At 69.4% G+C, this 12,867-nt stretch carries 12 protein-coding genes and 1 pseudogene; 4 read left to right on the top strand and 9 right to left on the bottom strand.

What is annotated here, in order from left to right; translation table 11 throughout:
- Window positions 1-300 precede the first annotated feature (300 nt).
- Window positions 301-1,746 carry an AAA family ATPase gene (locus ACWGJM_RS22860; protein ID WP_453413519.1) on the top strand — a complete coding sequence of 482 codons (1,446 nt, stop codon included), beginning with the start codon at window positions 301-303 and terminating at the stop codon, window positions 1,744-1,746.
- 150 nt (window positions 1,747-1,896) lie between these two features.
- On the opposite strand, the gene ACWGJM_RS22855 is transcribed toward ACWGJM_RS22860, so the two are convergent.
- The 5 genes and pseudogenes from ACWGJM_RS22855 to ACWGJM_RS22835 all read right to left on the bottom strand — a co-directional run bounded on the left by ACWGJM_RS22855 (window position 1,897) and on the right by ACWGJM_RS22835 (window position 5,073).
- Entirely contained in the window at window positions 1,897-2,208 is a 312-nt protein-coding gene (locus ACWGJM_RS22855; RefSeq protein ID WP_453413518.1) for a helix-turn-helix domain-containing protein, read from the bottom strand.
- The gene (locus ACWGJM_RS22850) at window positions 2,205-2,639 is read right to left on the bottom strand and encodes a MarR family transcriptional regulator (protein ID WP_453413517.1); all 435 of its coding nucleotides are present in this window, start codon (window positions 2,637-2,639) and stop codon (window positions 2,205-2,207) included. The genes ACWGJM_RS22855 and ACWGJM_RS22850 overlap by 4 nt, the downstream gene beginning before the upstream one ends.
- Window positions 2,640-3,643: 1,004 nt before the next feature.
- A complete protein-coding gene (locus ACWGJM_RS22845) occupies window positions 3,644-3,832 on the bottom strand; it encodes a recombinase family protein (protein ID WP_453413531.1) in 189 nt (62 codons plus the stop codon).
- 83 nt (window positions 3,833-3,915) lie between these two features.
- Window positions 3,916-3,984, bottom strand: a pseudogene (locus tag ACWGJM_RS22840) (hypothetical protein); the annotation flags it as partial.
- Window positions 3,985-4,338: 354 nt separating this feature from the next.
- Window positions 4,339-5,073, bottom strand: a complete 735-nt coding sequence (locus ACWGJM_RS22835; RefSeq protein WP_453413516.1) for a helix-turn-helix domain-containing protein — start codon at window positions 5,071-5,073, stop codon at window positions 4,339-4,341.
- A 210-nt stretch (window positions 5,074-5,283) separates the two neighbouring features.
- On the opposite strand from ACWGJM_RS22835, the gene ACWGJM_RS22830 reads away from it, so the two are divergent.
- The 3 genes from ACWGJM_RS22830 (at window position 5,284) to ACWGJM_RS22820 (ending at window position 8,057) form a co-directional block, all read left to right on the top strand.
- Window positions 5,284-6,246: an ATP-binding cassette domain-containing protein gene (locus ACWGJM_RS22830; protein ID WP_453413515.1), complete on the top strand. Its 963-nt coding sequence runs from the start codon at window positions 5,284-5,286 to the stop codon at window positions 6,244-6,246.
- A complete protein-coding gene (locus tag ACWGJM_RS22825; RefSeq protein ID WP_453413514.1) occupies window positions 6,243-7,034 on the top strand; it encodes an ABC transporter permease in 792 nt (263 codons plus the stop codon). Before ACWGJM_RS22830 ends, ACWGJM_RS22825 begins: the two co-directional genes overlap by 4 nt.
- Before the next feature lie 567 nt (window positions 7,035-7,601).
- Complete coding sequence (locus ACWGJM_RS22820) at window positions 7,602-8,057, top strand: DUF2871 domain-containing protein (protein WP_453413513.1); 456 nt, start codon at window positions 7,602-7,604, stop codon at window positions 8,055-8,057.
- A gap of 13 nt (window positions 8,058-8,070) precedes the next feature.
- Here ACWGJM_RS22820 and ACWGJM_RS22815 read toward each other — a convergent pair whose 3' ends face one another.
- The 4 genes from ACWGJM_RS22815 to ACWGJM_RS22800 form a co-directional block, all read right to left on the bottom strand.
- The gene (locus ACWGJM_RS22815) at window positions 8,071-9,120 is read right to left on the bottom strand and encodes a 2-oxoacid:ferredoxin oxidoreductase subunit beta (RefSeq protein ID WP_453413512.1); all 1,050 of its coding nucleotides are present in this window, start codon (window positions 9,118-9,120) and stop codon (window positions 8,071-8,073) included.
- A complete protein-coding gene (locus tag ACWGJM_RS22810) occupies window positions 9,110-11,008 on the bottom strand; it encodes a 2-oxoacid:acceptor oxidoreductase subunit alpha (protein ID WP_453413511.1) in 1,899 nt (632 codons plus the stop codon). The genes ACWGJM_RS22815 and ACWGJM_RS22810 overlap by 11 nt, the downstream gene beginning before the upstream one ends.
- A 71-nt stretch (window positions 11,009-11,079) precedes the next feature.
- The gene (locus ACWGJM_RS22805) at window positions 11,080-11,853 is read right to left on the bottom strand and encodes an SDR family NAD(P)-dependent oxidoreductase (RefSeq protein ID WP_453413510.1); all 774 of its coding nucleotides are present in this window, start codon (window positions 11,851-11,853) and stop codon (window positions 11,080-11,082) included.
- 101 nt (window positions 11,854-11,954) lie between these two features.
- A complete protein-coding gene (locus ACWGJM_RS22800; RefSeq protein WP_453413509.1) occupies window positions 11,955-12,866 on the bottom strand; it encodes a proline iminopeptidase-family hydrolase in 912 nt (303 codons plus the stop codon).
- Window position 12,867: the final 1 nt, after the last annotated feature.

Here is a 12,867-nt window from a genome sequence, read left to right as displayed (position 1 = left end):
GTTCACCACCGTCTCCGCCAAGTCCACCGACGACATCGGCTGGCCCACCGTCACCACCGCCTCCGCCAAGTCCACCGACGACATCGGCTGGCCCACCGTCGCCGCTGTCTGACGTACGCCCCACCGAGACGCCCCACCGAGACGCCCCCGCCGGCCTTCGAGGCCGCCGCGGGGGCTTCGGCGTTTTCGGGCGGGGCCGGTCGGGGGCATCTCCGTCGGCTCTCGACCCGGTCTAGAGGCGCTCCCCGGATCCTGTCCCGGATGGGCGGACGTTCGGCGACTGCGGTGAAGGGGCGGCTCATGACGGAGGCGGCGGACAGGACATCGGTGGCCGGTGCTCTGGAGACGGTCCTCGCCACCTGCGCGGTGGGACGGTCCCGGGTGGTGGTGATCGAGGGGGCGGCAGGCTGCGGCAAGAGCCATCTCCTGGCGGCCGTGGCGGAGCGGGCCGCTGCCGTGGGGGCGCTGGTGCTCACCGCCGCCGCCACCGAGGACGGCCGACGGGCGCCGCTCGGCGTGCTGCGGCAACTCGCGGGAACCGCGCCCCTGTTCGCGTTGCCGAGGCGCGAGGAGGCCGGGGCGGAGTTCTGCGCGCAGCTGTGCGCCCTCGCCGCGGGCGGGCCGGTGGTGCTCTGCGTGGACGACGTACAGCACGCCGATCCGCTGTCCTTGCCTTACCTGCGCCACCTCGCCCAGCACGCCCGGCCCGCCCCGGTGCTGCTGGTCGTCGCCGTCTCCGCGCAGGCCGCGGGCGACGACGCGGCGTTCGTCACCGAGTTGACGGGCCGGCCGCACGTCCGGCGGATCACGCTGGGCCCGCTGTCGCTCCAGGAGACGGCCGACGCGGTCGCGGGCCGTTCGCGGGGCGCGGTCTCCGAGTTGTACCGCATCAGCGGGGGCAACCCGCTGCTGTTGCGGGCCCTGACCGAGGAGTGGCAGGCGGCGGGCTCCACGGCGGATCCGGCGGGGGCGGTCGCGGTGGCGCCCGACGGGCCGTTCGCCGCGGCCGTCGCCACCTGTCTGGCCCGCAGCGGACCGGCCGCCGTCGCGTCGGCCCGCGCGGTGGCGATCCTGGGTGAGCGCGCGGCCGAGCCGGTCCTCGCCCGGCTGGTGGGCGCCGGCGCCGAGGTGCCGGGACTCGCCGCGCTGCGCTCCTGCGGGCTGCTCGACGGGCTGCGCTTCCGGCACCCGGTGGTCCGGGACGTCGTACTGACGCGCACTCCCCCGCGTACCCGCGCGGGTCTGCACCGGCGTGCCGCGCTGGCGCTGCGCGAGACCGGCGCCACGGCTTCCGTGGTGGCCGGTCACTTCCTCGCGCCGATCGCGGACGGGGTACGGCGCCCCGCCCGGCCGGGCGATCTGGAGGTGCTGCGGGATCTCGCCGAGGAGCTGCTGGCGCAGCGCCGGCCGGACGAGGCCGAGCGGATCCTCGAACTCGCCCATGACGTCTGCCCGGACGCCGCCTCACGGACCGGCGTGGAGCTGCGGCTGACGGAGATCTCGGTGTGGCCCGACTCCGCGGCGCGGATCGTGGAGCGGGAGCCGCTGAACGGTCCCGAGCAGCGCGTGGCGGCGCTGGCCGCCCGGGGACTGACCAACCGGCAGATCGCGACGGCCCTGCTGCTGTCGGTGAGCACCGTCGAACAGCGCCTGACCCGGATCTACCGCAAGCTGCGCGTCCAGGGCCGCGCCGAACTCCCGGCGGCTCTGGTCGAGGGGGCGCGTGCCGCGGCTGTCCTCGCCTGAAAACCGGCAGCAGCCGGCCCCGGCTACGCCCTCCTCACCGGCTGGGAGAGGCCGCCGTTGCCGCACACGAGTTCAGGCATACCGTTCGAGGAGTCGTTCCACATGAACGACAGGTACATGCTGAGCTTGGGCGCTCTCAGGCGCCCAAACTCACATGACGCGGCGCATGGAGACGACGTTCTCTTCTCCCGTGGCCCGCGAGGTAAGGCGGAAGTACACGATGTTGGAGAAACGGTCCGACTGCTCCAGCCAGCCGGCCTCAACCAGTTGCCGCCGCATCCGGGAGAAGACGGTAGGAGTCATGTCGACCTCGGCTGCGAGTTCCTGGCCGGTCATCCGGACAGCTCCGGCCCGGTCCGTCGGCATCATGGCGTACAGCAGGACGATCAGACGCTGGCTCGGTGACAGGCCCGCGGTACGCCGCAGCACGGCCCGGTAGTACTCGCCGTCGGCAGCCTTCACTGGCCCTCCCAATCACGTGGACCCGGCGCCGTCCATCCTGGGATGTCCGGCGGGTTCCAGCCCTTCACCGCTTCCCTCTGTTCAAGACCAGATCCGTGGAAAGCGATGTACGGACTGATCCTGTACAGCTTGATGCGGCCCAGCTTCCCAGTCTCAATGATCAACCGGTGTCTGGCCAGTTTCTTGATGATCCGCCCGAGCGCATCCGGCGTCATCCCGACCTCGTCAGCAATGTCCTTGCCCGTGCGGTGAACGGGTTCCATGCCGGGCGGTGAGGCACCGATGAACCACAGGACCATGAACTTCTCGGCTGGCGTGAACCCGGACGACTTGCGCGTGATGGCGCGCACCCTCTCCTTGTCCACGGTGGCGTGCCAGCCGCTGTAGGCATATGCCGCGGTGGGGACGTCATTGCCGAACTCATCCACCACGCGCCGCACTGGCCGTGCTGCTGCCAACGTTCCTCCGAACCACGGGCATTGCTGATCTGACCATGCGAGCCGACCGGGAGATCGGTTGAGATGAACCTAACGTACATGCTCGTTTGGTCAATGCATTCCGCGCTCTCGGTCGTGTCGCATCGACGCAGGGCTCCGCCGTCCAAGGGCTACCGGCAGGCCCGGGCACCCAAGCAACATGTACTTTTCGTTCATGCAGGGCGATCTGAGGATCGGGTGCTGTCGATCCTCAGATCAGGTGCAACCGCTCTGGAAGTCGGGTCGAGGCGATCCCAGCATCGGGTAAACCGAGGCCAGGATCGGGTCACCCGATGCAGAGATCGGTCGGACCGAGGCGTTTTCGCAGGTCAAAGCGATGCCTGTTCGGCGTCCTCTTATACCGTTGTCAAGCCCGCAGCACTCACATCAGCAGGCCGGGTCATGAGTCTGTGGCGCGCCTGGCTTCGCGTGCGAGCTGTGGGCATCAGCAGGTCGTGGACAGCAGCAGCGGTTCTGCGTCTCGGGTGGCTGGTCCCGTCGACGGAAATGATCAGTAAGCGTGGTGACGGTGAGGGGGCCTGAGCGAGGCCTCCGCACGCACGTCGTTGACGTACCGGCCGCCTGAGGTCCTGTTCTGTGGCTGGGGAGTCATGGGGGATCGGGCAGTTCGACGGAGTCGATCAGGCGACTTCTGGCGCGCTACGCAGGCCACCGAGCAGCGGACCGAGGTGTGGGCGAAGCTCGCCGACGACATCGAGGCCATCACCGCCCTGGTCGGCGAGGAAGCCGCCGGGTGGCCGCTCCGGGGGGTGGTGAGGTACCAGCAGGCCGACGGCGAGGACGGTCCGGTCCTGGGCGGAGACTCTCGCCCGCTGCCCACCGCTCGACGGCGCCCAGGCTGCCCCGATGGTCCCGGCACAGTGCAAGGCCCGCTGCGAGTACGAGAACCGCGTCAACGCCCTCACCAGTACAGCCGGACCGTGATCAACGGCTTGGCGTTACTGCTCGGGGCGCTTGGTGGCGCGAGTGGAAATCTTCTCCGAGAAGACGCGCGTCACCCCGGCCTCGGCGAGGGAGTCGAGCTGTGCGTCGAGGGACTGCCGGGCGGTCGAGGCGCGGGCGTAGCCAAGGCGGACCTGCCTGACCGGTTGGCGCCGGCGCTCACCGGCCGGGGCAGCTCGGCCCAGACCGACCCCGGCTTGCGTACGGCGGGGGTCGGCGCGCTGAGTGCCTTGGCGAGTTGGGGCACGAGGCGGAAGCGGGCGGTGTGGTACTGGATGGCCACTTTGCCCTTGCCGGTCCGGCACGGGGAGCCCGCGGGGACGGCGCAGGTGGACATTGGGCAGTCATGCGATTCCACGCGCTTGAAGTCGTCGCTCACGGCCCCGGATCGTTTTATGAGGGCGTTTCAGGCGTCCAACCGTTTGCAACAACTCGTGAAACATGATCGCCGCAGGTGGGCCGCCGAGTGACCACCTGTTTCACGAGCGGCCGCCTATGAAACGCGACCCCTGCGGATCGAATGCGGTTGGGCAACTGTCGGGATGTCGACCCCTCGGGGGATCTCAGCCCTGGGAATCACGCAGCGCTTGGCGCCACCTGGCCGGAGCTACAAGAGAACAGGGCCGTCAATCGTGACGGTGGACATCGTGACGGAAGCGATGCGGCGAGACCTGCGGCCAACGTGACCCGCTCAGTCGGTTTCGGACGCCTGTCGAGGGCGGGTGGAGTAGACCTTGTGCCAGTGCTCGGCCGAGCGGACCAGGTCGTCGATGACGTGGCGGAGGAACTGGCCCGTGTTCTCCAGTCGGGCACCGGCAGGGGTGGTGACGCCAAGCTTCCGGGCTGCGGCCGCGCAGGCTTCGGCGATCCGGGTCTGGTTGCGCGCGCCGGCCATGATGGATGTGAACACCGCGTCGTCTTCGATGACGTAGCGCTCGGCGCGGCTGCGGGGGTCGCGCTCGCGCTTGATGAGTGCCTGGTTCTCCAAGTAGCCGATGGCCTTGGAGACGGAGGCGGGACTGACCCGCAGGCGTCGCACGAGGTCCGCAGAGGTGAGGCTGCCGCTGTCGGTGGTGAACAGCGCGGCGAGCACCCTGGCCATCATCTGCGGGAGCCCGGCCTGAATCATCAGCTCCACGCTCTGCGCGCCCACCTCGTCCACGATCCGCGGATCGCGCCCGCCGAGGCCGGCCCTTCCCGGTGAGGTCGCCGGCGCGGGGGTCCTGCGCTGACGCGCGTGCCCTGCGCCCACTTGGTGCGCCGCCTCGGCGTGGTAGCCGCGCGGCCCGCCATTGCGCATCACCTCGCGGGTGACGGTCGAAGTCGGCCGCCCGATGCGGCGGCCGATGGCGGCGTAGGTCAGCTTCTCGCGCAGCCCCGCGGCGATCTGCTGCCGGTCCTGAAGCGTGAGTCGGTCGCCGGGCATCGGGCGTCCTCCACTGTTCGACGTCCGAACGAGCTTAATGCAACGCCCCTCCCGTTGCATTACCTGGCACCCGTCATGCAACGATTAACCTTTGTTACCTGCGCTTATGTCGTTGCTTCACGTGAATGCGATTGACGCATCAATGCATGCAACGCAAGTATTACTGAGTCATGAAGGCTGGCTGAAAGCTCATCGACGGAAGCGAAACCCATGACCACCACCCTCGGTCCCCCCACCCTCTCGGCGACCGCGGTACGCAAGGCGTACGGCGACCATGTGGTGCTGAGCGGCATCGACCTCGATATCCCCGCAGGATCGGTCTTCGCGCTACTCGGCCCGAACGGCGCAGGCAAGACCACCATGGTGCAGATCCTGTCCACGCTGATCCGCGCTGACGCCGGCGACATCCGGGTCGCCGGCCACGACGTGGTCCGGGATCCGGACGCGGTCCGTGCCGCGATCGGTGTCACCGGCCAGTTCTCCGCGGTTGACGGCTTTCTTACCGGCGAGGAGAACCTGCTTCTGATGGCCGACCTGCACCACCTGCCCCGCCGGGAACGGCGGCAGTGCGCCACCGACCTGCTGGCGCGGTTCGACCTGGTGGACGCGGCCCGCAAGCCCGCGGTGACGTACTCCGGCGGGATGCGCCGCCGCCTGGACCTCGCGATGACGCTCGTCGGCCGACCCCGAGTGATCTTCCTCGACGAGCCGACCACCGGTCTGGACCCGCGCAGCAGGCGGACCATGTGGGAAATCATCCGCCGTCTGGTGACCGACGAAGGCGTCACGATCTTCCTCACCACCCAGTACCTCGACGAGGCCGACCAGCTCGCCGACCGGATCGCGGTGCTGCACCAGGGAAAGATCGTCGCCCAGGGCACGGCAGAGGAGCTCAAGCGGCAGGTCGGCGGCGGCCACATCACCCTGCGGTTCGCCGACGCACGCGGCCACGACTACGCGGCCCAGAACCTGGACGTGGTGTCCCGCAACGATGAGGCACTCACTCTGCAGGTCTCCAGCCAGGGCGACGTCCGGTCGTTACGCGCACTGCTGGACTGGCTCGACCGCGCCTCGCTCACCGTGGACGAACTCCAGGTCCACACCCCGGATCTCGACGATGTCTTCTTTGCGCTGACAGGCAACCCCGTCGCGGAACAGGAGCCCGTCCGATGAGCACCGCCACCCACGCCTTCACCGATTCGGTGACCATGCTGCGCCGCCAGTTGCGGCACATGCTGCGCTACCCGACGCTCACCCTCACCGCCGCCGGGGTCCCGGTGGTCTTCCTGCTGCTGTTCGTCTACGTCCTCGGCGGCATCCTCGGCAGCGGCCTCGGCGGGCCGTCGGGCGGCCGGGACACCTACGTGAACTACGTCGTCCCCGGCGTCATCCTGATGACCGCGGCCACCGCGGCGCAGGGCACCGCGATCTCGGTGGCCCTCGACATGACCGAGGGCATCGTCGCCCGGTTCCGCACCATGGCCATCGCCCGGGTCTCGGTGCTCACCGGCCACGTGCTGGGCAGCCTGACCCAGACCCTGCTGAGCATGGCCATCGTCACCGGCGTCGCACTGCTGGTGGGCTTCGAGCCCACCGCGGACTTCGGTGAATGGCTCGGCGTGATCGGCGTGCTCGTGCTGATCATCTTCGCGCTCACCTGGCTGTCGGTCGCGCTGGCCATCATGGCCAAGAGCGTCGCAGCGGCGAGCAACATGCTGACGCCACTGATGATCCTGCCGATGATGGGCAGCGGATTCGTCCCCACCGACTCGATGCCCGCCGGGCTTCAATGGTTCGCCGACTACCAGCCGTTCACCCCGTTCATCGAGACCCTGCGCGGGCTGCTGATGGGCACCCCGATCGGCAACAACGCGATTCTCGCCATCGGCTGGTGCGCCCTGATCGCCCCGGGCGGCTACCTGTGGGCCAAGAAGCTCTACAACCGCGAGCCCACGCAGTGAGCGGCTTATGAGGCCGGCTCGGGGGTCGGGCGCCGGGTCGTCCTCGGTAGACGAGTACGCCACCACGGCAGTCCTTGCGCGGGGGGTCGTAGCGCTCGGCGCGGGATCGGTTCGGGTGTCATGACAGCGCCCCCCCGGTCGGCGCCGGGGAAACGCTCGGGTTCACGCGCCGTGGCCGCTAATTTGCCCCCTGGGTCGAGTCACCACTGCGGTGATTCAGAGATCAATCCCGATGTGAAGTGATGCCACTGGGCCGTCCATATTTGAGGGTGCGCCCGGCGGCGTTGCGTGGGACCGCCCCCGCCCGAGAAGGAAGCCCTCGGCGTCTTCGCCCTCCACCTCACCCTCGTGCAGACCAGCGGCTGACGGTCTTCCCCCTCCTTGCTGAGCCAGGTGTGCGAGCTGTGTCGCCGTCAGAGCGGGCATTCATGGACTGTGGTCTGGACTGCCACGTTGTCCCCCGACTGCCGCGACCGTCATCGCTGAAAACCGTCGCCGAACCGGATCCGCCGGTGCTTGAATGAGCGCCGCCGACACGGCAATCGACACGGGGGAGCAGGCACCAGCATGCGGAAGTCGTACTACGCCGCGCACGTCTACATGATCGTGGGAGTGGTCTCCGGACTCTTCTACCGGGAGTTCACCAAGGCCGAGGACTTCACCGGCGACACCCAGCTCGCGCTGATGCACACACATCTGCTGGCGCTGGGCATGCTGGGCTTCCTGATCGTCCTGGCGCTCGACAAGCAGTTCCAGCTGTCCGGGACGAAGCTCTTCACGTACTTCTTCTGGTTCTACAACGCGGGCATCGCGGTCACCGTGGGCATGATGGGCGTGCACGGCTGCCTCACCGTGCTCGGTGACGACGTGCCGGAGGTCGTGCCCGCGGTGGCCGGGATCGGCCACATCCTGTTGACGGTCGGGCTGGTCCTGCTGTTCGTGCTGCTCGGCAAGCGGCTGAAGGAGCCGGCCCACGAGCAGCCGCCGGCCGGTGAGCCGGAGCGCGCCGGGACGTCCGTCTGAGCCGGGGCCCGCGTCAGCCGACGGTCCAGGTGTCGCCGCCGGTCATCAGGGCGGCCAGGTCGCCCTTGCCCTGCCGCTCGACGGCCGTGTCGAGCTGGTCGGCCATCAGGGTGTCGTAGACGGGGCGGTCGATGTCGCGGAAGACGCCGATGGGGGTGTGGTGCAGGGTCTCCGAGTCGGCCAGCCGGGACAGTGCGAAGGCGGTGGTCGGGGAGGCGGCGTGGGCGTCGTGGACCAGGACTTCGGCCTCGTTCTCGGGGGTCACGGTGACGATCTCCAGGTCACCGGTCCGGGGGGCGCGGACCACGCCGCGTGTGCCGTCCGGGCCGAAGCGGACGGGCCGGCCGTGCTCCAGGCGGATGACCGCCTCCTGGGCCTGCTGCTTGTCTTTGAGGGGCGTGAAGGCGCCGTCGTTGAAGATGCTGCAGTTCTGGTAGATCTCCACCAGCGCCGTGCCCCGGTGGGCGGCCGCCGCGCGCAGCACCTCGGTGAGGTGTTCGCGGTCGGAGTCGACGGTGCGGGCCACGAAGGAGGCCTCCGCGCCGAGGGTGAGGGAGACCGGGTTGAAGGGGGCGTCGAGGGAGCCCATCGGCGTCGACTTGGTGATCTTCCCGACTTCGGAGGTCGGGGAGTACTGGCCCTTGGTCAGGCCGTAGATCCGGTTGTTGAACAGCAGGATCTTGAGGTTGACGTTGCGGCGCAGGGCGTGGATGAGGTGGTTGCCGCCGATGGACAGCGCGTCGCCGTCACCGGTCACCACCCACACGGACAGGTCGCGGCGGGAGGTGGCCAGTCCGGTGGCGATGGCGGGGGCCCGGCCGTGGATGGAGTGCATCCCGTAGGTGTTCATGTAGTACGGGAAGCGGGAGGAGCAGCCGATCCCAGAGACGAAGACGATGTTCTCCTTCGCCAGGCCCAGCTCGGGCATGAAGCCCTGCACGGCGGCCAGGATCGCGTAGTCCCCGCACCCCGGGCACCAGCGCACCTCCTGGTCGGACCTGAAGTCCCTCATCGACTGCCTGGCCTCGGCCTTCGGCACGAGGGAAAGGGCTTCAAGAGGCATCGGTGATCTCCCTCAGCACGGTGGCGAGCTGTTCCGCCTTGAACGGCATGCCGTTGACCTGGTTGTACGAGTGGGCGTCGACCAGGTACTTCGCACGGATGAGCAGGGCGAGCTGGCCGAGGTTCATCTCGGGGATCACGACGCGCTCGTAGCGGGCGAGGACCTCCCCGAGGTTCTTCGGGAAGGGGTTGAGGTGGCGCAGGTGGGCCTGCGCGATGGGGTCTCCTGCGGCGCGCAGCCGGCGGACGGCGGCCGTGATCGGCCCGTAGGTGGAGCCCCAGCCCAGGACCAGAGTGCGTGCGCCGTGCGGGTCGTCGACCGTCACGTCCGGGACGTCGATGCCGTCGATCTTCGCCCGCCGGGTGCGGACCATGAAGTCGTGGTTGGCCGGGTCGTAGGAGATGTTGCCCGTGCCGTCCTGCTTCTCGATCCCGCCGATACGGTGCTCCAGACCCGGGGTGCCGGGGATCGCCCAGGGACGGGCCAGGGTCTTCGGGTCCCGCTTGTACGGCCAGAACACCTCGCTGCCGTCGTCCAGGGTGTGGTTCGGGCCGGACGCGAACCGCACGCGCAGGTCCGGGAGTTCGTCCAGCTCCGGGATCCGCCACGGCTCGGAGCCGTTGGCCAGGTAACCGTCCGACAGCAGCATCACCGGCGTGCGGTACGTCAGCGCGATCCGCGCCGCCTCCAGCGCCGCGGCGAAGCAGTCCGCCGAAGTGCGGGGGGCGACGATCGGGACGGGGGCCTCGCCGTTGCGGCCGTACATCGCCTGGAGCAGGTCCGCCTGCTCGGTCTTGGTCGGCAGCCCGGTCGAGGGCCCGCCGCGCTGGATGTCCACCACCAGCAGCGGCAGCTCCAGCGACACCGCCAGGCCGATCGTCTCCGACTTCAGCGCCACACCGGGACCGGACGTCGTGGTCACGGCCAGCGAACCGCCGAAGGCCGCCCCCAGCGCCGCACCGATGCCGGCGATCTCGTCCTCGGCCTGGAAGGTCCGCACACCGAAGTTCTTGTGCTTGCTCAGCTCGTGCAGGATGTCGGAGGCCGGAGTGATCGGGTACGAGCCGAGGAACAGCGGCAGCTCCGCCTGCCGGGAGGCGGCGATCAGGCCGTAGGCCAGGGCGAGGTTGCCGGAGATGTTGCGGTAGGTACCGGGCGGGAACTCCCTTGCGGGGGTGACCTCGTAGGAGACCGCGAAGTCCTCGGTCGTCTCCCCGAAGTTCCAGCCCGCCCGGAACGCCGCGATGTTCGCCGCCGCGATCTCCGGCTTCTTCGCGAACTTCGACTTCAGGAACCTCTCCGTGCCCTCCGTCGGACGGTGGTACATCCACGACAGCAGACCCAGCGCGAACATGTTCTTGCTGCGTCCGGCCTCCTTGCGGGACAGGCCGAACTCCTTCAGCGCCTCGATGGTGAGGGTCGTGAGCGGCACCGGGTGGAGGTGGTAGCCGTCGAGCGAGCCGTCCTCCAGCGGGTTGCCGGCGTAGCCGACCTTCTGGAGGGCCCGGTCGGTGAACTCGTCGGTGTTGACGATGATCTCCGCGCCGCGCGGCAGGTCGGAGATGTTCGCCTTCAGAGCGGCCGGGTTCATCGCGACGAGCACGTTCGGCGCGTCACCCGGGGTGAGGATGTCATGGTCGGCGAAGTGCAGCTGGAAGGACGACACACCCGGCAGGGTCCCTGCGGGGGCACGGATCTCGGCGGGGAAGTTCGGCAGCGTCGACAGGTCGTTGCCGAAGGACGCCGTCTCCGACGTGAACCGGTCACCCGTGAGCTGCATACCGTCACCCGAGTCCCCGGCGAACCGGATGACCACCCGGTCCAGACGGCGGATCTCCTTGGCGGGCGGTGCGCCCGCCCCGGGCGGCTCGGTGGTTTCCACAGACATGGCGAGAGGCTAACCAGGCCCGTTAGAGGGCCACTCGCGTCACTGTATGAGCGCCGCCCGGGGCCCGGCCGTCAGCCCGGGATGATCGGGCCGAGGTAGGTGCCGCCCGAGATGTCGAGGGTGCGGCCGGAGATGTAGGCGGCCTGGGGGCCCGCGAGGAAGGCGACCACGTCGGCGATCTCCTCGGGCTCGGCGAGCCGGCCGAGCGCGACGACCGACTCCAGCTGGGCGACCACTTCGGGGATGGCGGTGTAGTGCGCGGTCATGTCGGTGCGTACCGTGCCCGGCGCGACCGTGTTCACCGTGATGCCGCGCCGGCCCAGCTCGTTGGCCAGCGCCGGGGTCAACGCCTCCAGGGCCGCCTTGGTGATGCTGTAGCCGATCTGCGTCGAGACGGCGAACCGGCTGGCCACCGAGCCGATGGTGACGATCCTGCCGCCGTCGTTCAGCATCGGCACGGCCCGCTGGGTGACGAAGAAGGGCGCGGTGACGTTGACCGCCAACAGCGACTCCCACTCCTCGGCGGAGATCTGGCCGATGGAGCGGGACGAGGAGATGCCCGCGTTGTTGACCAGGATGTCCAGACCGCCGTCCGCCGGCAGCTGTGCCGTCAGCCCCTCGAACAGCTGGTCGATCGCGCCGTCCTCACCGAACTTGGCCTGGACGGCGAACGCCCGGCCGCCGTCCTTCTCGATCCGCGCGACGGTCTCCGCGGCGGCGGCCGCGTTGCTGCCGTAGTGCACCGCGACCAGGGCGCCCTCCGCGCCCAGGCGTACGGCGATCGCCCGGCCTATACCTCGCGAACCGCCCGTGACCAGAGCCGTCCTGCCCGCCAGCGTGCTCATGGTGCTCCCCCTGTACCGAATCGGGTCCGCCGGGCCCTGCGGGGCCCGGCGGTGTCGGCACCACTGTGACGGAAGGGGCTCGGCCTGTCCTCGACGCGGCCTCAGCGATTGGCGGAAACGCCGTCCAGGAACTCCTTCATCACCTTCTGGAACAGCTCGGGCTCCTCCAGGTGGGGCAGGTGGCTGGACTCCTCGAAGATCTCCCAGCGGTTGTCCGGAATCAGATCGTGGAAGGGCTGCACGGTCGCGGGGGTGGCCTCGTCGTACCGGCCGGAGATGATCAGGGTGGGCACGGCGACGTCGGGGCAGTGGTCGGTGACGGTCCAGTCCTTGAGGGTGCCGACGACGTGGAACTCGCTCGGGCCGTTCATGGCGTAGTAGACGGTCGGGTCGTTGTACACCTCGTAGAACGAGGCCAGGTAGTCGCGCGGCCAGGGCTTGAGGCGGCAGACGTGCTTCTCGTAGAACGGGCGCATCGCCGCGTGGTACTCCTCGGTGTCCGTGGTCCCGGCCGCCTCGTGGCGCAGCAGGGTCTCGTTGACGCCGGGCGGCAGCTCGGCGCGCAGCCGGGCCGCCTCCTCGAGCCACAGCGGGTAGGAGGCGGGCGCGTTGGCGATGACCAGGCCGCGCAGTCCGGCGGGCTTGGCCGCGGCGAACTTGGTGACGAGCAGACCGCCCCACGACTGGCCGAACAGGACGTAGTTGTCGTCGATGCCGAGCTGGGTGAGCAGGTTGGCGAGCTCGTCGGCGAACAGGTCGGGGGTCCAGAAGTCCGGTCCCTTGTCGGGCAGGTGGGTCGAACCGCCGTTGCCGAGCTGGTCGTAGAGGACGACCGGGCCGGTGTGCTCGGCGAGTTCGGTGAGGTTGCGCAGGTAGTCGTGGGTGCTGCCGGGGCCGCCGTGGACGGCGACCAGGGCCGGGCGGCCGGAGGAGAGGTCGCCCGTCACCTGGTACCAGGTCTCGTACGGTCCGAACGGGACCGTGCCCTTGCGTCGTTTGGATTTCGCCGGCATC

The organism is Streptomyces sp. NPDC054834 (assembly GCF_053611185.1).
Note: the sequence above shows the minus strand (reverse complement) of the source record. Positions and strands in the feature narration are given on the sequence as shown.